This is a genomic window from Erysipelothrix sp. HDW6B, from assembly GCF_011301115.1.
Lineage (GTDB): Bacteria > Bacillota_I > Bacilli_A > Erysipelotrichales > Erysipelotrichaceae > Erysipelothrix > Erysipelothrix anatis.
In genome coordinates, this window is sequence record NZ_CP049860.1 from 1,342,370 (window position 1) to 1,361,521 (window position 19,152).

The window sequence follows — 19,152 nt, forward strand, 5'->3', positions numbered from 1 at the left end:
TCTTCATGCGAAATTAAAAACACCTTTACTGGTGTATAATTTAGATAGGAGGTAATTCATATGACTTTAAATATAGATTGTATTCGCGACGTATTGATGACTTACATTACGAAGAAAACTGATGCTTCAAAGATCATCACCCAAGCTGACTTGAATCTAGAAATGTACTCAGAACAAGATGTAACCGATAGTCTAAGACATATCCATAATGAACACATAGGAACTGTTGAGTTTTCGGATTCCTATGATTACAATCCGAAACAAACCTATATCATTGGTATTACGGATCATGGCCTTTCGTTTGTTGATGCAGTTAAGGATCCAACGCTCTTCGAGGAATTTAAAAATATCATTGCAGCAAAGTATCCTATTTATGATTTAAGTATTTTTGTGTATGGATACCATGCTTATTTAGCAACAAAATATGGCAGAACGACAGATGATCGTAACACTGTGCAATGAAACCTGCGATAGCAAAATCAATACGGATTCTGCTTTGGTTTGTCGACTTTCTTCCAATCGTTACTTTTAGTTTTTTTCTAATTACAATGTACACTACTTGGGATTTTATTATGCCAACACCCACCCATCAATTTTCAGCTGGCATAATTATAGTAGGAGCCTACATTCTTGCCTATTGTACCGTTGCTAAAAACAAGTATATGAATCTTTTGGGTATATTATTGATGGTACTTTGGGTTTCCTATTTATTTATCGAAAACTCCCATAAATTTCCGCCAATCAAAACAGCACCTCTGTTTGTAATCTACTTCGGAACAATCCTTTCAATTACATGTATTATTAACCATTTCGAATCGCTTTAATGATTTAGAAAAAAACTCTATCAATTTGATAGAGTTTTAGTTTTGATTAGAAATCACGAAGTCATTTATTTGTTCTAGTGCGTAAATATTAAATGATAGCCCAATGCGACAATCTCGCGAAGATACGATACGAAAGTTGCTTTCGTTTTAGACGGTGCCGCAAGACCGTAAATTGTGTTTACTCCATTTTGGGTAGCAGTTCGCTTTGCGCGATAGATATGAAAATCATTACTTACTACAATTGCAGTTGAAATGTCGTGGAGTTTAGCTGCATTTTGAATATTTTCGACGGTAGTTGTAGAGGTCGATTCAACGATAATCCGATTTGCATCAATTCCTTTGGACTCCAGATATCTGCCCATAACTACACCCTCTGGTTCTATTTCATCCGGACCTTGACCACCGGTCACAATCACAACCGTCTGAGGATTCGTTTGCAAATATGGAACCGCTGCATCTAAGCGTTCTTTTAAAATTGGTGATGGTTCATTTCCCCAAGCTTTCGCACCAAGAACAATCATTGTATCGATTCCTTGAGGGGGAACTTCACGATATGTCGATAATATGAGTCCAAACACAAGAAGCGCATAAATTACACCAACACCAATAATTCCAACAAGCCATTGTAGAATCGTTTTTCGTTTCATATCGCAGCCTCACCTTTTCTAACTTCATCTAACGTTTGTAGTTCAATTTCATTTATCGTACCACAATCATTGCACCTGCAACACACACATTATCTTTCAATTATCAAATTTCGCCATAACTTGATATAATGAACGCAGCTAACAACTATACTGAAAGGAAACTATCAATGAAAAAAATTAAGAGTTTAACGAATGCCCTCTCAATCTATATTCTCGTGTATTATTTTTTTGCTTCAGTGATATCCGAGGTTGACATCCGATTCGGCGTTTCAAATAGCGCATATTTTAATGCAGCTATATTCTTTAAGTCTTTTATTTATGTTGGGCTTCTTCAGCTTATTGTTGCTATCGCCTTTCTCTTTTATGAGCAACGCTGTAACAAATCTCGAGAAGAACACATCGACAAAAACGAATAATAAAAGCAGTTTCACATTGAAACTGCTTTTTTAGTATTAATAACATCTATCATTTCTTTCAGTTTTTCTGGATCGACACCATCATAGTCACCAAGATCACTAAAAGCATACGAAACATTTTCCGTGCGAGTGGTTGGGTCTTCGTTCCATCCTTTGAACGAACCGTGTAGTTGTTTTACACCTGTTTGATTGATGAGTGTAAGTGCGTTTGCTGCATTAATTCCTGAACCTAAGCATAATTCAATACGATTACCATATTGAGCTTGTAGTGTTTTAAGAAGTGCAACGCCTTCAATTGCAGTATCTTTCAATCCACTCGTTAAGATACGATCTACGCCACATTCGATCAACACTTCGATTGCTGCAAAAGGATCCTCGACACAATCAAAAGCACGATGAAAAATAGCTTCAATACCATGTTCATGGCATAGTTCGACAAAGCTTTGTGTCAAGGATGCATCGACACTTCTATCAGCATTGAGAAAACCAAAGACCAAACCATCCGCGCCTGCTGCGATTAATTGCTTCGCATCCACGAACATTGTTTCAACTTCCATTGGATTATAATGAAAACCTCCCGGTCTTGGTCGAACCATTGCAACAATAGGAAGTTTCGTCACACGACGTGCCATAACGAGGGTACCAATACTTGGCGTCAACCCTCCGAGATGAATTCCGTTGTTTAATTCTATACGATCAGCACCACACTGTTCTGCAATTTCGCAATCACTTGGTGATGCCGCAAGTACTTCAACACAATATGTCATAATGTCTCCTAACGTGGATGAATCATGGACTCAGGTCGTAAAGCATCATCCACTTCTGCTTCACTCATTAGTTGCTGTTCCAATACAATTGTACGTAACGATTTGTTTTCTTTTAAGGCTTGTTTAGTTATTTCTGAAACCTTTGCATATCCTAAGTGTTTAACAAGAGCTGTCGCCATTGCCAATGAATGTTCAACATAATCATGAACCCGATGTTCATTCACTTTTAGATCCTGAATAGCATGGAGTCGAAGTGTCGAGCATGCGTGACGTAAAATCTCTAAAGATTCAAACAAATTATAGAATAATACTGGTTCAAAAACATTTAACTCCATTTGACCCGCTTCCGCCGCCATTGTGACAGTCGCATCATTACCAATTACTTGAAAGCACACCTGATTTACAACTTCTGGAATAACAGGATTTACTTTGCCAGGCATGATTGAACTTCCAGGTTGTTTTTCAGGAAGAAAGATTTCATTAAAACCAACTTTAGGTCCCGATGCCATCATTCGGATATCATTGCAAATTCGTGACAATCCAATCGCAAATGTTTTTAAAGAAGCGTGAACATAGGCAAATCCGTCGACATGTTTCGTCGCATCAACGAGGTCTTCAGCACTTACAAACGATTTCCCTGTAATCTTACTTAAATTAGCCACAGCTTTCTCGCGATAACCTGGAACCGAATTAATTCCCGTCCCAACCGCAGTTGCACCCAGATTTACGACTTGCATTTCACTAAGTGCATGCTTAAAACGATGAATATCTCGTTGCAAAACAGACTCATAACTTTGAAATACCTGACCCATAGAAATTAGGACGGCATCTTGAAGATGCGTTCGGCCAACCTTTATAATCGAAGCAAACTCCACCGATTTTGCGTGAAATGCGTCAGCTAGAAAATACATCTCTTCAAGAAGCAGCATACCGAGATTTAAAACTGTTAATTTCCCAGCTGTTGGAATGATATCGTTGGTTGACTGCGCACGATTTACGTGATCATTGGGATGCACAAAATCGTAAATACCGATTGGTTTATTTAAAATTTGCGCTGCCCGATTGGCAATAATTTCATTCACATTCATATTCATCGATGTTCCTGCTCCACCTTGAATCGCATCTGTAACAAATTCGTGCTTATGCAATCCTTGAATGATTTCATCACACGCCTCCACAATCGCATCACTTCGAACACTATCTAATTCGTCTACTTCATAATTCGCGAGTGCACATGCTTTTTTTACTTGTGCTAAGGCAATGTACATCATATCGTTGACATGACGACCCGTAATTTGAAAATTATCGAGCGCTCTGACAGTCTGAGCACCATACAACGCATCAAAAGGTACCTTGACCTCCCCCAAAGAATCCTTCTCAATTCGAAATTTATCGTTCATCATCATGATCTCCTGTTATAGATTTCTCAGTTTATACAAGGCATTGCTATATATTTTGCCATTATTGCGGATATCTTCAAGATTCATCCATTCATCCGGTAAATGAGCAATATCTTTTTGGCCTGGAAAACTAGGACCATAAGCAATAATATTTGGAATTATTTTGGCGTAAGTACCACCTGTGGTCGTCACCGGAAGCAATCGAGTTCCTGTAACCTCTTCATAGGCATCTGTCAGCAACGTAATTTCATTCGATTCTTTATCGTAAAAAACAGGATCCCAATTATGGGCACATATCACTTCAATTGAATCTGGAACTACAGCTTTGATCATTTCGATCAATTCGGATATCGGTTTGGCATTGGGATAACTTAATGATATTTGGAACATTAGATTTTCTTCAATGACACCCAGTTTGTATCCACGCATGATCATTTCACCAAAATCATCATCCCGAACATTAATACCCAATTTAACACCGTTCGTTGGACTGGATAGAATGTACTCATTCACGAATGCGTTAAACGATTCCAGCGATCCATGATTGACGAACTGAATGAGTGCCCGTCCCCGTTCACCGTAGACAGCAGGCCATTTACAATCTGGTGTCCAGCCAAACACAGGAGGTTTTTCCTTGGTAAGGTAATGTTGCACACATCCGAATCCTGACTCTTCGTTGGTTCCAAAAACAATGCGGACTGGTTTATTGAAAGTTACTCCGAGTTCTTTGAGAGCATAAAGAGCATATAAGTTCGTTAAGATAGGTCCCTTATTATCAAGAACTCCGCGACCATAAATACGACCGTTATCAATGACACCTTTAAGTGGTGGGTATTGCCACCCTTCGCCCAAAGGCACAACATCAACGTGACCGAAAATACCGATATAGTCACCATCACCCTCGCCATATTGCGCATAGCCAATAATGTTGTCGATATTTTTTGTTTTAAAGCCAAGTTCTTCAGCAATCGCTAATACTTCTAGCAAAGCCTTTTTAGGCATCTCACCATACGGTGCATCTGGTGTATGCACGCCTTCAACCGATTCAATCGCTACGAGTCGTTGAATCGACTGCAGTAACTCTGGCATTAATGCATCTATTTTTTCATATATTTGAGGTATCATGTTACTTTTCCTCCAATGGTTTCATGCGATCCGTTAGATATTGCTCCAACCATGCTTCAGATGCAACTTCATGAACCATCGTATCACCAACACGTTTTGTTGTGTATACAGTGTTTGGTTGTGCTTCGGTTGCGACTGCGAATGAGAAATTATCGATATTCGACGCAACGCCCCACTCACCGTTTTGGTTCATAGCAACAATTGAGATATCACCGGCTTTTCCGCGACGTTTGATAAGTTCACGATCTAGATCAAAAGTAACTTTATTGACAGCATCTTGGGGGCTCATTCCCGTTTTCATGAGTCGTACAACTTCATATGATACGACACCTTTCATGAGATCTTCGCCAAGACCGGTTGCGGATGCACCACCCGCTTCACTGTCTGCATAAAGACCAGAACCGATGATTGGTGAATCCCCAACACGTCCTTTTTTCTTCATGAATAAGCCGCTTGTTGATGTACCTGCTACAACATGACCTGCACGATCTAGTGATACCATTCCGACTGTATCATGTCCTGAATATGGACTAATTTCTGTATCACGTAAGTCCTTAACGCGATTTTTATAATGAATTTTAGCACGATCTGTTAGCATATTCTTTCGTTCGAAACCGTGTTTATGAGCATACGCTTCAGCACCTGCACCCACAAGTAGATTATTCACAGGGAACGCACTGAGAGAACGTGCAATTGAAATTGGGTTCGCAAAGTCTTTGAGGGCTGCTACTGCACCAACATCAAAACTTGTTCCATCCATATAAGCAGCGTCTAATTCAACTTCCATTTCTTCATTTGGTAATCCGCCATATCCTACAGATTTATAAAACGGGAAATCTTCAACTGCTTTGATTGCTGTTTCTATAGCATCACCCGCACTTCCACCATCTTGAAGATTTACCACAGCATCATCAATACCTTCTTTAGCCATTCGCCACGTTGCAATAATACCCCACATAGAGCGTACCTTCCTTCTAATAAATGTAGTCTTTAATTAATTCCATATTACCATTGTTCGTTTTTACGTCAATGACTTTCGCCATATTTGCAAATGAGTCGCGCAATCCCGTGCCACCTTTTTTAGGCATTTTAACCATAGTCACAAGATCCTTAAACTCTTGGATAACCGTGTCATTTTCAACAGAGCACATAACAATTGCTTTCGCATCCGTTTGTGTTTCAATTGCGTGCGCTAAAATTGCGGACATATGGGCATAATCTTTGTAGTTAAAGCATGGACCACATACAACCATTTCAGCTTTTAACTTATTGACCAATCCAACAACTTTACGAACGACTTCATCTTGATTATCAAAGAAATACTGATTGCCACAATACATCGTTGCAAGAACCGAAGCATTCACATCTTTAAGGTTACTCTCAAACATATGATAGGAACCGATTCCACCTTTTTCAACAGCAAGTTCAACATTGGGACGTTCTTTCCCACCAGCACCTGCTTGGGTTTGATCAAAAAATAATAATGTACGCATGAAGCATACCTCCTTTAAATAAAGCAAAGCAGCTTTATATCCCGTCTCGATGTCAGGAAAGCTGCTTTGGCAAATTATGAATTCTTACAGATCATCAAATGAGATATCATCGAGTGAAATGCCATCGAGCTCATCAATTGTGTCGTTTTCACTACCTTTTAAGCTTTCTTCATGAAGATATTGTTTATCAAGAATCTTGAAGAATGGGTAGTAAAGGAAGCAGTCGAGAACGACCAATCCAATTTGGAATATACCGGCAAAGATACTTCCGGTCGATAGCCAACCTGAGAAGAAGAATGGTGTCGTCCACGGTAACGCAATTCCCGTTGTCAGTGGTATGAGTCCCGTCGTCATCATTATCGTCGATAGAATTGAGTTAATCACAGGTACAAATAAGAATGGAATAATGATAATTGGGTTCAGAACAACTGGTAATCCAAAAATAATCATTTCATTAATACCAAAGATTCCTGGAACAATTGAGAGACGACCCAATTGTTTGAGGCGTTGTGATTTCGCAAAGAACATCATGACAATAACGAGTGACAAGGTTGAACCACCACCACCAAAGTTTGAGAAGAAATCTCTAAATGGTCCAGTGAAGATATATTGTAGTGGTTGTCCAGCTTCAAATGCTGAAAGGTTTGCCAATGTCATTGCTTCATGAATTGGTCGGAACACTGTATTTGTAACAGCTGGACCGTTAATTCCGAAGAACCAGAATAAGTTACTTAAGAATTGGTAAATAACATCAAATGCTTTAAATTCTCCAAAGCCCATTAATGGTGCTTGAAGTACTTTATAGATAAAGACGTGTGCGTATTCAAAGCTTGTTGCTGAGAATCCGATACGTGTAAGGAAGAAAACTACGAATACAAATGCACTTGGGATCAATGCAGCAAATGATTCCATAACTGCAGGTGGTACCCCTTCAGGTAATTTAATAATCCACCCTTTGTGATGAACCCATGCAAAGATTTTTACAGAAATTAGGGCAACAATCATAGCCAAGAAAATACCTTGTGACCCAAGAACGCCAAATGAGAATCCTCGGAATGCTTTTCCAGCTTCATTGACATATTCTGGATAGCTTGTTTGTGTAAGGATTAGGAATGAAACAAGTGCAACAACACCACCTGAAATTCTATCAACCTTGAGTTCTCGAGCAAAGGCATATCCAATACCAACAACTGTTAGAATCGAAATAACATCAAATGTAGCGGAAACAACAGATGATAGTTGACGATCCCATCCTGCACCGAAGATACTTGCCATGAATTCCGGATACCCCTGAATCGGGAAGTTGGCAATAAGTAAGAAGATCGATGCAACAATAATAAATGGTGTACTTATAATAAATCCATCACGAATAGCTGATAGAACTTTATTTTTACTGAGCTTCTCCGCGATCGGAGCAAGCACTCTCTCTAGTGTATCAAACATTATTTTTTATTCTCCTTCATGAGTAAAATTGATCGTTTAAGAACACGTTCTCCATCCACATTCCCATAGTCTTCAAGACTGATGACTTCAATAGGAATCCCCAAATGTCCGAATTTTTCAATAGTTGGCTCCAAGCGGTATTTAACTTGAGGACCCAAAAGAATAACATCTGGGTTAAATTCATTCACAATTGCTTCCATCTTAGAATCTGAAAAAGCTTTAACTTCAATGGGTAAGTTATGGGTATCAGCGACTGATTGCATCCTACTTGCAAGTAGACTTGTAGACATCCCAGCATTACAGAATAAATAGACACGTTTCATAGGATTCTCTCCCTCCTTTATGTACTTTTAGTATACCGTACAATGAAAGTGCTTCCACCTAAGGACATTTCCTAAGTAAACGGAACAAAATTACGTGATTTTATGTGATACAAAAAAAGAACTCTGACGAGTTCTTAAGATTGAGTTTGGATTAGTTGTTCGAGCGTATGAATTTTTTCATAGCTTGCAACCAACTGTTCCGCAAGAATTTTAATTGTTTCAGCTGCCATTAATTGATCTTCAGCATGCATCAAGATTAAATTTAAAGCTGTCTTTTCACCACTAGCTTCTTTTTGAATTAAGCCAAAATGAGCTTCATGCCCTTGGACACGATATGCTTCACCCTCTTCGATTAGTGCACGTGCTTTATCAAAATCATATGCATTTGCATAGGTCATTGCTTCCATAAACGATGATTTCGCTGCGCCTACAGCACTAATAATTTTAAAACTCACTAATTCTAAATCTTCCATAATTTCCTCCTAGTCGTTCATCATCCAATGAACAAATTCATTTCTATTTTTTGATTGAAGTAGTTTCGACATTTTTTCGGTATTGGTAATGGTTTCTGACAACCAATCGAAGAATAGCCACATCTTTGCACTATCTTCTTCTGTTATTGCGAGTAACATGACCAGTTTAACATCATAACTTCCCCAGCGTATTGGTTTTTTTAACAATGCAACAGCAACTTTAGACTGATGACTTTCCAAATCCAGCGGATGTGGAATTGCGATGGCATAAATAAAGGACGTCGATGACATCTTTTCTCGATCTAAGACCGATTGCTTAAAATGCTCCGAAACAATAAAGTTATCTTGAAGTGCCTTTGAAACATAATCAATGACTGCTTCTGGTGTATCCAAATCTAAATTATTGAAGAAAAACCGTTCATCAATTAGCGTCCCAAATTGATTTCCAAATTCATGTTTAAAGCGATTCTTATCCATTTCATTTAAAACTCTAAAGATTTTACTCTCATCATCATGATTGACAAACATCGAAATTTGTACTGTTGGTATTTCAAGACTATGTTCGATTGGTAAAATTGAGATGATTAAATCAATGTCATGATTCAATACATCTTTTTCAACAAAATACTCCTGAATTTCAGCGATTTCAATTCGGTCTTTAAACATGTTGGTGATCTTTCCTTTTGTCAATTTCGACAAACTGCGGTTATTAGGGGCAATCAACATTACTTGATATTTTTTAGAACTGGATAAACGGTCATAAGCCGCACCTATATGAATTGCTATGAAACCAACCTCAGACTCTGATAATTCAAATCCAAACGCATTTCCAATCAATCGGCTCACCACTAACCCCATTTCAAAAATTAGGGGATATGATTTTTTTATTTCTTGTAAATGGGCATTAGGAATTACGGTTTCATTCGTGACGCGCATAACGAGCGATTGCAAGTGTAAGCGAAGTCCGTTTTGAAAATCCTCATCATCTGTGAAATCCAAATCAAACGTTTGAAAGATAACATCCGTTAAATCAGCAAGTAGCTTCGAGATATTGACATCCTTCCCTTCATATTGAAGGGTGTCACTCAGTTTTACAGCGTTCTTATATCCCATAAGAATAGTTGCTAGTGCCTCAGCTTCAACTTCTGAATATGTAATTGGTATCATCGTAACTATCTTATGAAAGAAATCTTGAGCAATTTGAAACTCTACACTGTCCTGAAGATTATTATTGCTTTTATCCAAGTAGTGACCACTAAGCATGCGTTCGATGGTAATTCCAATATGAACAACAATCATTGGCACAGCAGTCTCTCGCACTTGATAATTATAATCGGCAAGTGTCGCTTCAAATATTTCCGTAACACGCACAAGATCAAAACGCTTATACAATGATGCCGTTCGATTAATATTAATGAAATTGTCTTTAATTTCGTCTGCTAGTAAATCACGATAAATTTTTCGCTTCACGTGTTCATTTCCATCAAAGTATATATGATTGTCAGTTCGCACCAATTTTAAGCCTCCATAGGGCTTTATTAACTCGCGGATACGCTTGATATCGCCTTCAATGGTATGTTCACTAACAAATAATGCTTCTTGCAATGCAACAATACTGCGTCGTTGTTTGCTGAATAGTAGTTCTTTTATAATGTATATACTTCGCTCGTTAGGTGTTTGCGGGATAATTTCATCGGATGCTTCTTTGTATTTTTGATAAATTGATAACTCAATTAAGTATCCTTCACGCGTGCTTGATGCAACGATACCAGGATAGTTTTGGTTGAGGGCATCGATATCCGATCGAATTGTTCGATCCGTAACACCCACAACTTTGGACAACTCTTTTCCTTTAATCCATGCGTCTTGCTCTGATAGGTACTCAAGAATTTTTCGTTGTCTTGAATTCAAGATTATCCCTCCTTACATCTAATCTGGCTTTATCATCTTCTCATAGTCAAAAAATTCATCAAACGCTTCTTTACTCATCAATCCACGTGCTATCACGACATCCCGAATACTCAAACTCTTTTGATGTGCTTCTTTCACGATAGTAGCTGTTTCATCATAGCCAAATTTACGATTCAAGAATGTGGCAGTCATCAGTGATGTCTCAAGATTTGTATTCATTTTATTCTCATTTACAGTAATTCCGGACAAACAACGATCATTAAACGATTGAAGTGCATCCGCAAGTAGACGTGTCGACTGTAGTGTATTATAGATTATCAATGGCATGCACGCATTCAATTCAAAATTGCCCATCGCCGAACCCATGGTCACGGCATGTTGATTACTCATAACCTGAATTGTTGCCATGATCAATGCTTCACTTTGGGTTGGGTTCACTTTTCCAGGCATAATTGAACTGCCGGCTTCGTTAGCGGGTAAGTTAATCTCCCCCAATCCACAACGAGGACCACTCGCAAGGAAACGGATATCATTGGCCATTTTCATTGCATTACTTGCAATTGTATTTAGGACCCCGTGACTGAAGACAAAACTATCTTTTGAACTTATTCCGTGGAATTTGTTCTCTGTTGCTTTGAATGATTCGTCTAGATAACGATTCAACATGTCACAGACTGCGATATCAAAACCTTCATAAGCATTTAGACCCGTTCCTACAGCTGTTGCACCAATAGGCAACGTTCGTAAGTATTTTAATGCATCATCTGTTTGACGTCTTCCCTCGATGAACATGTATTGCCAACCACTTAACTCTTGACCAAACGAAATCGGAGTTGCATCTTGAAGGTGTGTTCTTCCTGTTTTAATGATTGTACCGTAGGTATTCCCTAAAGCTGTAAAAGTATCGATGATTCTGTTTAAACTCGGTTCCAAGTAATTTTTAATCGCCAAGACAGCACTCACATGCATCGCTGTTGGAAACACATCGTTGGAGCTTTGACCATAGTTAACATGATCATTGGGATGAACTTTAGTTTCTCCTAAACGCTCATTGGCTAGATTCGCAATCACTTCATTTACGTTCATATTCGTTTGTGTACCACTTCCGGTCTGCCAAACGGAGAGTGGAAATTGGTTATTGTAATCCCCATCGAGAAGCGTATCACAAGCCATTATTATCGCATCAGCAATTTCAACATCAAGTTTGTGATGTGATTTATTGACCGCTGCACACGCCTTTTTTACCACAATAAGTGCTTCAATAAGAGGTTGCGGCATTGTTTCTTCACCAATCGGAAAATTCACAAGACTCCGTTGTGTATTAGCACCCCAATACACATCACTTGGAATTTCAACACTCCCATAAATATCATTGATTGTTGACATTTAGTCCTCCTTAGCCAATCCTGTTTCAACGGCCTTATCAGCAACAGCTTGTGCGACAACGCCTACAACACGCGGATCCAAAACTGTTGGTATAATATACTCTTCTGTTAGTTCATGATCTTCAACCAAGGAAGCAATGCCTTCGGCAGCTGCAATCTTCATTGCTTCGCTAATTTGCCGTGCCCGAACATCCAAAGCCCCTTTGAAAATACCAGGGAATGCAAGCACATTATTGATTTGGTTTGGGTAATCTGAACGTCCCGTTCCGACGATGCGAGCTCCCGCTGCTTTTGCATCTGGATATGAAATTTCGGGATTAGGATTTGCAAGCGCAAAGACAATTGCATCAGAGTTCATCTGTGCAACATTTTCTTTCGAAAGTAAATTTGCAAGTGATACGCCAATAAAGATATCTGCATCCTGTATCACATCTGATAATGTAGCTTCGTCTTGAACATCAGCAAGATAGTCACACAATTCTTGAACGACAAAATCATAGGACTCGCGTTTTGTCTTATCGACAACACCAAGATTGTTGATGGCGTAAATATTGGTTACACCATAGACATGAAGCATCCGAATGATTGAACTTCCTGCAGCACCCGTTCCTGCAACTACAACTTTCGCATCTTTAAGATCTTTTTGAACGAGTCGACATGCATTGATTAAACCTGCAATCACTACAATTGCTGTGCCATGTTGATCATCATGAAATACAGGAATATCAAGTTCATTTTTCAAAGTTTGTTCGATATAAACACACTCTGGTGCTTTGATATCCTCTAAGTTAATACCTCCAAAAGTTGGAGCAATCATTTTACAGAAAGCAATGATTTCATCGGGGTTATTGACATCAATTACGAGTGGAACAGCGTTTAAACCTGAGAACGCTTTGAATAACATCGCTTTTCCTTCCATAACGGGTAATCCCGCTTCGGGACCGATATCACCAAGACCTAAAACTGCACTTCCATTACTGACAACCGCAACCGTATTGCCTTTCCATGTATAATCATAGACTGCTTCTTTATGCTCTTTAATTTTTAGACACGGTTGAGCCACCCCTGGGGAATATAAGAGACTTAAATCATCAAGAGATGTAACGTCCATCTTATTCTCAACACTAATTTTTCCTTTAAGTTTGCTATGCAACGCTAATGACGCTTCGATCAAATTATCCATATTTGCTCTCTCTTTCCTTGTTATTTCTATTTTATCATTTTAAGATTCGTTCGCACACTAAGGATATGCATATTGACTTAGGAAAATATTTATACGCGCATTATAGAAAAACGACGCTTGATTAAAGCATCGTTAATAACTCTTAAATATCTTCAATATTTCTTAGTGAAGCATACTTTCTAAAGACAAGAATAGTAAATACGACCGTTACAATTGCCTGAACAATCAAACTCATTGAATTCGTAAAGAGTGGCATAAATCCAATTGTTTCTCCTTGAACAATCACTATCAATATCATGCTAATGAACAGCAGGCTAAGAGCAAGAAATATATAGCGAACGCGCTCGATGTAAGTATCTGCAACACCATCGTGCAACAACATATAACCAACAACTGTAAATAAAGCTATATAGATAATAACAAAATCTGTTCGTGTTGCTGATTCAAGGGATAGCCCGAATAGATCAACAGCCAAATTTTTAAGAACTATGAGTCCAATCATTACAAAAAAACCATACAACAATCCTTTTCCACGAATCATGATCATTCGCTCATCCATTTTTTCTGAAAACACTTCAATTACCCCTCTTCCCAAAATAAATCATTTAAGGTCACGTCCAACAGTTTGCAAATACGAATACAAAGATCAAGCGTTGGATTATAGTTGCCATTTTCGACACTGATAATCGTTTGACGTGATACACCCACCGCATTCGCAACATCAATCTGAGATAAGTTTTTAGCTTTTCTTAACGCTTTCATTTTTGAGTTTTTGATATCATGACCTCCCATATGTCAAATATATTATACATATGCACATGTAACTGTGTCAAGTATATTTGACATTATATAATGCTAATCATTAGCTACTTTTCAATTCCCGAAAAAAAATCGAGATAACTCGCTCTCGATTTCTCTTTGATTAAATGCTGTCATTACTTTTCAACACAAACAAATCCAGCTCCACGCAATTTAATATTTTCTATTTCCTTATCATTAATAATATTTGAAAATTTATCACCATCAATAAAGCCAGTAAATCCAGCATCTTTAACTTCCTGTGGTGTTACTGATTTGAAATCATACACAATTTTGGTTGTTAGTATATTGTTCTCAGCTGTGTATGAGAAATCAATCCATGAATATTGATTATATTTCCCTTCACTTTCTTTTGCCCTATCTACGGCAGCATCAAGATCTTTTTTCGATTCAAACTTCATGCCTATGGCTGCTTTATATCCTTCCATGCTTCCAGTTTTATCTGTAATATACACCAGTTCTTGCGTAAATTCTGGATTACTCGTGTCCGTACACGTTGTTATTACTTGATTGGATTGCTGTGTACATCCTGTAATTACGAAGATACAGAATAAAGTACTTACTATTTTTTTCATTGTCCCCACCCATTTTCTACCTCTATTATAATTGATTACTCTAGAGAAATCATGTTGATTTGAAAATCACAATCGAAACATTCTACTTCTATGACACAGGTCTTTGCATTACGATTGATTTTGATTGAACGCTTCCATCATTAAAATACAGTTCCTTGATGGTTTTAGCTTTAAATCCAATCTTCTCATAAAACGGAATTCCCATTTCGTTTCCTTCTGTAACTGCGACATTTTGTATTTTGATGTTATAGTTTTCTATTTGTTTACGCGTAAATTCGTGAACAAGTTCGCTTCCATAGCCCTTACGTTTCTGATCTGGATCAATATAGAGTACATAGATTTCTCCAGTCTGGTCGTCCACCACACCACCACCAATGCAACCAATTATCTCTTTATCAACTTCAATTACATAATAACCGGACCATTCCTTCGAATTGGTGCTTGTTTCGTGCATCAACCTATCATAATTATAGAATTCAGAAATGACGCGATTGATGTATTCTTCTGGATACAACTCCGCATAGGTTACTTTCCACGCTTTGCTTAATAGCGGTTGTAAATGTGGAACATCGTCATTAGTTGCTAATCGAAACATACATATCCCTCTCCCATCTTATTGTCACGTCGGTAAAATTATCCTTTACTGCAAAAATTCTCATGCATCGTAGGTATCAACGATACCGGAAAAAAATCAATACACTTGTATACAAAGCCTTCAAGTGGTTCTTCCTTACCATCAGTACCAACACGGATCCAATAGAGTAGGCCTCGATACTCATCCGTGAATCCACCACCTGCATCTCCTACTCGAATCGCAAAAATAGGTTCGGAAAACCCATTATCTGTATCCTTATCATATCCGATGCGTTTATAATCAATTATTCCCATTGTTGCAATTACACCAAGACAAGTTAAAACTATTAAAAGTGCTTTATAACGTCGTTTCATTTCATCCTCCTCGTTTACACTTACGATTTTTAACAGCTGTATACTCTATCAAAAGCATACTTGAGTAATCAGTGCATGTCTACTACTCGATACCCAATTTTATAGATGTATCTATTCTTTGAATCATAAGTGAAGTTAATCAGGTGAAAATACACCTATATAAAAGCATAACAAGCCTGCTATTGCAAAGAAAAATCCAATCCAGGATGCTGCTCCAGTATTGATCTGTCCAAGATAAATTGCAAAAAGTTCAAATCCGATGCCTAATAACAATGCTTTGTGTGCGTTTTTCCCAATCATTGTTAATCTCCTTCATGAAAATGAATCAATCATTCTTTTGAGTTAATTGTACCATTAAGTATTCTAATGACCAACATACATCAAAAGCATATAAAAACCCAAACTGTCGATTATTACAGTCTGGGTTTTTGAGAATTGATTCGACTCAATAAATGAAATCTTACTCAGTTTCTTTTTTCTTGCTATAGACAATCATCATTCCGCCAATTGCAACAATTACAAGGGCAAGACCAATCATAGATTGTGTATACATTCCTGTTTCTGGAAGTACTTCTTTACTATCTTTATCCCATTTTGCATAGAGTGTTAGGGACTCATTTACAGTATTTGAATTAAAATCCCATGCTGTTGTGAGACTTTCATCACGATACCAACCAGCGAATTTGAATCCTTTTTTTGTAGGATCCGCAGGTTTTGTAACTTTTGACCCTGCTGCTAAATCACGTTGTGAAGCAACTGCTGATCCACCATTACTATCAAATGTTACTTCGAATGTCGTAACCGGAGCGACACGCCATTTTGCATATAATGTCATTGATGCACTGATTGTGTCTTGGGCGAAATTCCAAGGAGTCACAAATAATGTATCCATAAACCAGCCATCAAAAACAAATCCTTGTTTTGTTGGGTTTTCCGGCATGACAACCTTCGAACCAGCCGTTAGTCCACTTTGTGTAGCAACTGCTGAACCACCGTTACTATCAAAAGTTACTTCAAATTTAGCAACGGGTGCTAAGTTCCATTTTGCATATAATGTAATGGATTCTGAAATTGTATCGACATCAAAATTCCAAGGTGTTTGAAGCGTTGCATCTTTATACCATCCACCAAAGATGTTTCCTAATTTTGATGGAATTTTAGGAGCAATTACTTTAGCACCACTTAATAGGTTAAGTTGTAGTGATACTTTCGTACCGCCATTTGTTTCAAATGTTACAGTGTATGTTGCGACTGGAATTGCATTCCATTTAGCATAAAGTGTTGTATGACCTGTTATAGTATCTGCTTCAAAATTCCACAGTGTTGTGAGTGTTTCATCAGCATACCAGCCTTCAAATGTAAATCCATCTTTTGTTGGATTTGCTGGTTTAGTAATACTTGATCCAGCAACAAGACCCGTTTGAGAAGTAACTGTTGAACCACCGTTACTATCAAATGTTACATCGTATAATTTAATCGGTTCTTTTTCCCATTTTGCATACAGTGTTACATTTTCGAGAATTGTAGCGTCAAAATCAAATGGTGTTTGTGTATCTTGATCAACGAACCAGCCTTCAAATGTATAGCCAGCGCGTACTGGTGTACGGTTTTCGATTGGTGTATAAGGATCATAACCAACTGTTGTTACTGCTCCTTGATCATAATTTTCATCGTATGTTACTTGGATTCCGATAGGAACAATCGTTTGAATAGTGAGTTTAATTCCATTTTGATCTGTTAATGTTTGACCAATAAGAATTCCACGAGTTTTGATATCATTCTCACCAGTAACGTAGTTATAACGTGAGATATTTAAAGACGATGTCATCTGCAAGAGCATTTTCGAACCTGACGTTGTGTCTTCTTTACTAATAGGTAAGAAATTCGTAAAACCGGAGTATGTTAGTACATCATTTTTTACAATGTTTGCACCTTTAGCAATATGATCCAGAGTGACCACGTTGTCTTTTCCATCAATTGTTTCCAAATATACGGTTTCTGCGACTGCAGTTCTTGTTTGTGTAGCTCTTAGATAAGGTTTTCCCCCTACAGCCGTGAAATCTGTAATCTTATTACCTGTTAAGTTCACGTTTGTAAGTTTAGGTAAATCCTTAATGCCTTCAACGCTATTCAGTGACGATCCGGTAAAGGATAATGTTTCAAGATTAACTAATCCAGATAACCATGCAGCACTATTATCATGCATGTCACCAACGACGGCAATATCTAATTTTTTCAAGTTTGTGAGATTTTTTAAACCTTCAAAATTGAAACGTCCGCGCGCTTTAATTTGGTAATTTGCTGTCATTTCTGAATTAACAGAGTTAACAAAAAGAGTTTCAAGATTCGAGAGTTTTCCTAGCGGTGAAAAATCTACATCATTTTGAATTGATACAGGAGTGTTTCCACCATAATTGTATGATGCATCTGTACCTTTGAAAAATACTGAATTAAAGTTTAAAGATTTTAATGACGAAAGTGTACCAATTTCTTGTAAAAGTGATTCTGACATCGTCACATATGTGAATCCTAAATTTTCTAGATTTGTTGCATATTCTAAACCAGAAAGTGTTGTCACATGATCAAATTCAGTGGAGCTACCTTGAAAATCAATGTATCGAACTTGCTTTAAATCTTTCTTTGTAAATTGATATCCTGCAGGTTTTGCAAAATGTAACAATAAGCGATTATAAACGACTGGATCTGGAAAATTAACAATTTCATTCTCATCAAGTGCCGCAGCTGCTGGTTGGGCATTGACGCGAACTGAGTTATCTAAATCTAATGTCTTGTCTTCATTCAGTTCGGTTTCCATAGTTTTTTCAATCACTGGCTCTGCTAATTCAGTTTCTTTGATAGCATCTTTTTCGGATGCGTCTTTTGTGTCCACTTTTGTAGTTTCTTCTAGTGCATCTACATTAGAATCGACACGAGTTTCAACAGTATTCAACGAATCTTCGTTGGTATTTTCCAAAGCAAAGATTGATGTTGGCACTGTAGAACCGACAATGACTACTGTTAGTAAGCCGATTAAGCTTCCTTTAATCTTTTTATTCATTGTATTTCCCCCTCTATTTATACAGAAACTCGAAAATGAATGATACGTTACGGGATAGCGTGTCATCAGTACTTTTTCTGTATCTACAGCGTTAATCGAGTTGTACTACGAAGAAGTTGGGGCATCTCTAAAATACATCGCACATCAATCAAATTAAATATTCGACACATGTATTTTAAAATGATGGTCCTTCTTTCTTAGTGTTTTTCGCTTCGATTTAACCTACTTTAAGAATACCACTCAAAGCGTGCAAAAATGCGTTCTCATTTTTGCACTTTATTATGATATTTTGTCCTAATGTCAGGTTTATTAGAATTAGAATATTAACAAATGCTTCATGCTTAAATGACACAAATTTTTAG

General features: G+C 37.7%; 21 protein-coding genes. 2 read left to right on the top strand and 19 right to left on the bottom strand.

All coding sequences use genetic code 11. From position 1 onward, the window contains the following. The first annotated feature begins 60 nt into the window (after window positions 1–60). A complete protein-coding gene (locus G7061_RS06590; RefSeq protein WP_159640400.1) occupies window positions 61–462 on the top strand; it encodes a DUF2513 domain-containing protein in 402 nt (133 codons plus the stop codon). Window positions 463–898: 436 nt separating this feature from the next. On the opposite strand, the gene G7061_RS06595 is transcribed toward G7061_RS06590, so the two are convergent. Next, window positions 899–1,471, bottom strand: coding sequence for a YdcF family protein (locus G7061_RS06595; protein ID WP_166119928.1), 573 nt, complete (start codon window positions 1,469–1,471; stop codon window positions 899–901). A gap of 167 nt (window positions 1,472–1,638) precedes the next feature. Here G7061_RS06595 and G7061_RS06600 point away from each other — a divergent pair, with 167 nt between their 5' ends. Then, window positions 1,639–1,887, top strand: a complete 249-nt coding sequence (locus G7061_RS06600) for a hypothetical protein (protein ID WP_166119931.1) — start codon at window positions 1,639–1,641, stop codon at window positions 1,885–1,887. Between the two features lie 11 nt (window positions 1,888–1,898). On the opposite strand, the gene G7061_RS06605 is transcribed toward G7061_RS06600, so the two are convergent. From G7061_RS06605 to G7061_RS06690, 18 genes are all read right to left on the bottom strand, one after another. After that, window positions 1,899–2,654 (bottom strand): copper homeostasis protein CutC, encoded by a 756-nt coding sequence (locus tag G7061_RS06605; RefSeq protein ID WP_166119934.1) that lies wholly within the window; start codon window positions 2,652–2,654, stop codon window positions 1,899–1,901. An 8-nt stretch (window positions 2,655–2,662) separates the two neighbouring features. Further along, entirely contained in the window at window positions 2,663–4,054 is a 1,392-nt protein-coding gene (locus G7061_RS06610) for an aspartate ammonia-lyase (protein ID WP_240914410.1), read from the bottom strand. A gap of 15 nt (window positions 4,055–4,069) precedes the next feature. Further along, window positions 4,070–5,179 carry a Sapep family Mn(2+)-dependent dipeptidase gene (locus tag G7061_RS06615; RefSeq protein WP_159640385.1) on the bottom strand — a complete coding sequence of 370 codons (1,110 nt, stop codon included), beginning with the start codon at window positions 5,177–5,179 and terminating at the stop codon, window positions 4,070–4,072. A gap of 1 nt (window position 5,180) precedes the next feature. Beyond that, on the bottom strand, window positions 5,181–6,137 hold the full coding sequence (locus G7061_RS06620) for a N(4)-(beta-N-acetylglucosaminyl)-L-asparaginase (RefSeq protein ID WP_159646941.1): 957 nt from the start codon (window positions 6,135–6,137) through the stop codon (window positions 5,181–5,183). 16 nt (window positions 6,138–6,153) lie between these two features. Continuing rightward, window positions 6,154–6,672 (bottom strand): GrdB-related putative oxidoreductase, encoded by a 519-nt coding sequence (locus tag G7061_RS06625; RefSeq protein WP_166082798.1) that lies wholly within the window; start codon window positions 6,670–6,672, stop codon window positions 6,154–6,156. A gap of 84 nt (window positions 6,673–6,756) precedes the next feature. Beyond that, a complete protein-coding gene (locus G7061_RS06630; protein WP_159640376.1) occupies window positions 6,757–8,115 on the bottom strand; it encodes a PTS sugar transporter subunit IIC in 1,359 nt (452 codons plus the stop codon). Continuing rightward, on the bottom strand, window positions 8,115–8,438 hold the full coding sequence (locus G7061_RS06635; protein WP_159638664.1) for a PTS sugar transporter subunit IIB: 324 nt from the start codon (window positions 8,436–8,438) through the stop codon (window positions 8,115–8,117). Before G7061_RS06635 ends, G7061_RS06630 begins: the two co-directional genes overlap by 1 nt. Before the next feature lie 134 nt (window positions 8,439–8,572). Next, window positions 8,573–8,911 carry a PTS lactose/cellobiose transporter subunit IIA gene (locus G7061_RS06640; protein ID WP_201288206.1) on the bottom strand — a complete coding sequence of 113 codons (339 nt, stop codon included), beginning with the start codon at window positions 8,909–8,911 and terminating at the stop codon, window positions 8,573–8,575. A gap of 9 nt (window positions 8,912–8,920) precedes the next feature. Beyond that, a complete protein-coding gene (locus tag G7061_RS06645) occupies window positions 8,921–10,822 on the bottom strand; it encodes a BglG family transcription antiterminator (protein ID WP_166119941.1) in 1,902 nt (633 codons plus the stop codon). Between the two features lie 18 nt (window positions 10,823–10,840). Beyond that, the gene (locus G7061_RS06650; RefSeq protein ID WP_166119944.1) at window positions 10,841–12,208 is read right to left on the bottom strand and encodes a lyase family protein; all 1,368 of its coding nucleotides are present in this window, start codon (window positions 12,206–12,208) and stop codon (window positions 10,841–10,843) included. After that, the gene (locus G7061_RS06655) at window positions 12,209–13,390 is read right to left on the bottom strand and encodes an NADP-dependent malic enzyme (protein ID WP_159646935.1); all 1,182 of its coding nucleotides are present in this window, start codon (window positions 13,388–13,390) and stop codon (window positions 12,209–12,211) included. 142 nt (window positions 13,391–13,532) lie between these two features. Further along, window positions 13,533–13,964 carry a hypothetical protein gene (locus G7061_RS06660; RefSeq protein WP_166119947.1) on the bottom strand — a complete coding sequence of 144 codons (432 nt, stop codon included), beginning with the start codon at window positions 13,962–13,964 and terminating at the stop codon, window positions 13,533–13,535. 5 nt (window positions 13,965–13,969) lie between these two features. After that, window positions 13,970–14,152 (bottom strand): helix-turn-helix transcriptional regulator, encoded by a 183-nt coding sequence (locus tag G7061_RS06665; protein ID WP_268891294.1) that lies wholly within the window; start codon window positions 14,150–14,152, stop codon window positions 13,970–13,972. 173 nt (window positions 14,153–14,325) lie between these two features. Then, the gene (locus G7061_RS06670) at window positions 14,326–14,784 is read right to left on the bottom strand and encodes a hypothetical protein (RefSeq protein WP_166119950.1); all 459 of its coding nucleotides are present in this window, start codon (window positions 14,782–14,784) and stop codon (window positions 14,326–14,328) included. Window positions 14,785–14,872: 88 nt separating this feature from the next. Then, entirely contained in the window at window positions 14,873–15,379 is a 507-nt protein-coding gene (locus G7061_RS06675) for a GNAT family N-acetyltransferase (protein ID WP_166119954.1), read from the bottom strand. Between the two features lie 38 nt (window positions 15,380–15,417). Continuing rightward, window positions 15,418–15,732, bottom strand: coding sequence for a hypothetical protein (locus G7061_RS06680; RefSeq protein WP_166119957.1), 315 nt, complete (start codon window positions 15,730–15,732; stop codon window positions 15,418–15,420). A gap of 135 nt (window positions 15,733–15,867) precedes the next feature. Next, complete coding sequence (locus G7061_RS06685; protein WP_159640352.1) at window positions 15,868–16,032, bottom strand: hypothetical protein; 165 nt, start codon at window positions 16,030–16,032, stop codon at window positions 15,868–15,870. Window positions 16,033–16,192: 160 nt separating this feature from the next. Beyond that, window positions 16,193–18,790 carry an InlB B-repeat-containing protein gene (locus G7061_RS06690; RefSeq protein WP_166119961.1) on the bottom strand — a complete coding sequence of 866 codons (2,598 nt, stop codon included), beginning with the start codon at window positions 18,788–18,790 and terminating at the stop codon, window positions 16,193–16,195. Window positions 18,791–19,152 lie beyond the last annotated feature (362 nt).

Excerpts from the sequence above, each read along its gene's own strand:
- G7061_RS06650 (WP_166119944.1), bottom strand. The coding sequence starts at position 12,208 with ATGTCAACAATCAATGATATTTATGGGAGTGTTGAAATTCCAAGTGAT.
- G7061_RS06680 (WP_166119957.1), bottom strand. The coding sequence starts at position 15,732 with ATGAAACGACGTTATAAAGCACTTTTAATAGTTTTAACTTGTCTTGGT.
- G7061_RS06625 (WP_166082798.1), bottom strand. The coding sequence starts at position 6,672 with ATGCGTACATTATTATTTTTTGATCAAACCCAAGCAGGTGCTGGTGGG.
- G7061_RS06590 (WP_159640400.1), top strand. The coding sequence starts at position 61 with ATGACTTTAAATATAGATTGTATTCGCGACGTATTGATGACTTACATT.
- G7061_RS06640 (WP_201288206.1), bottom strand. The coding sequence starts at position 8,911 with ATGGAAGATTTAGAATTAGTGAGTTTTAAAATTATTAGTGCTGTAGGC.
- G7061_RS06675 (WP_166119954.1), bottom strand. The coding sequence starts at position 15,379 with ATGTTTCGATTAGCAACTAATGACGATGTTCCACATTTACAACCGCTA.
- G7061_RS06670 (WP_166119950.1), bottom strand. The coding sequence starts at position 14,784 with ATGAAAAAAATAGTAAGTACTTTATTCTGTATCTTCGTAATTACAGGA.
- G7061_RS06690 (WP_166119961.1), bottom strand. The coding sequence starts at position 18,790 with ATGAATAAAAAGATTAAAGGAAGCTTAATCGGCTTACTAACAGTAGTC.
- G7061_RS06665 (WP_268891294.1), bottom strand. The coding sequence starts at position 14,152 with ATGAAAGCGTTAAGAAAAGCTAAAAACTTATCTCAGATTGATGTTGCG.
- G7061_RS06685 (WP_159640352.1), bottom strand. The coding sequence starts at position 16,032 with ATGATTGGGAAAAACGCACACAAAGCATTGTTATTAGGCATCGGATTT.
- G7061_RS06630 (WP_159640376.1), bottom strand. The coding sequence starts at position 8,115 with ATGTTTGATACACTAGAGAGAGTGCTTGCTCCGATCGCGGAGAAGCTC.
- G7061_RS06610 (WP_240914410.1), bottom strand. The coding sequence starts at position 4,054 with ATGAACGATAAATTTCGAATTGAGAAGGATTCTTTGGGGGAGGTCAAG.
- G7061_RS06615 (WP_159640385.1), bottom strand. The coding sequence starts at position 5,179 with ATGATACCTCAAATATATGAAAAAATAGATGCATTAATGCCAGAGTTA.
- G7061_RS06595 (WP_166119928.1), bottom strand. The coding sequence starts at position 1,471 with ATGAAACGAAAAACGATTCTACAATGGCTTGTTGGAATTATTGGTGTT.
- G7061_RS06605 (WP_166119934.1), bottom strand. The coding sequence starts at position 2,654 with ATGACATATTGTGTTGAAGTACTTGCGGCATCACCAAGTGATTGCGAA.
- G7061_RS06600 (WP_166119931.1), top strand. The coding sequence starts at position 1,639 with ATGAAAAAAATTAAGAGTTTAACGAATGCCCTCTCAATCTATATTCTC.
- G7061_RS06620 (WP_159646941.1), bottom strand. The coding sequence starts at position 6,137 with ATGTGGGGTATTATTGCAACGTGGCGAATGGCTAAAGAAGGTATTGAT.
- G7061_RS06635 (WP_159638664.1), bottom strand. The coding sequence starts at position 8,438 with ATGAAACGTGTCTATTTATTCTGTAATGCTGGGATGTCTACAAGTCTA.
- G7061_RS06655 (WP_159646935.1), bottom strand. The coding sequence starts at position 13,390 with ATGGATAATTTGATCGAAGCGTCATTAGCGTTGCATAGCAAACTTAAA.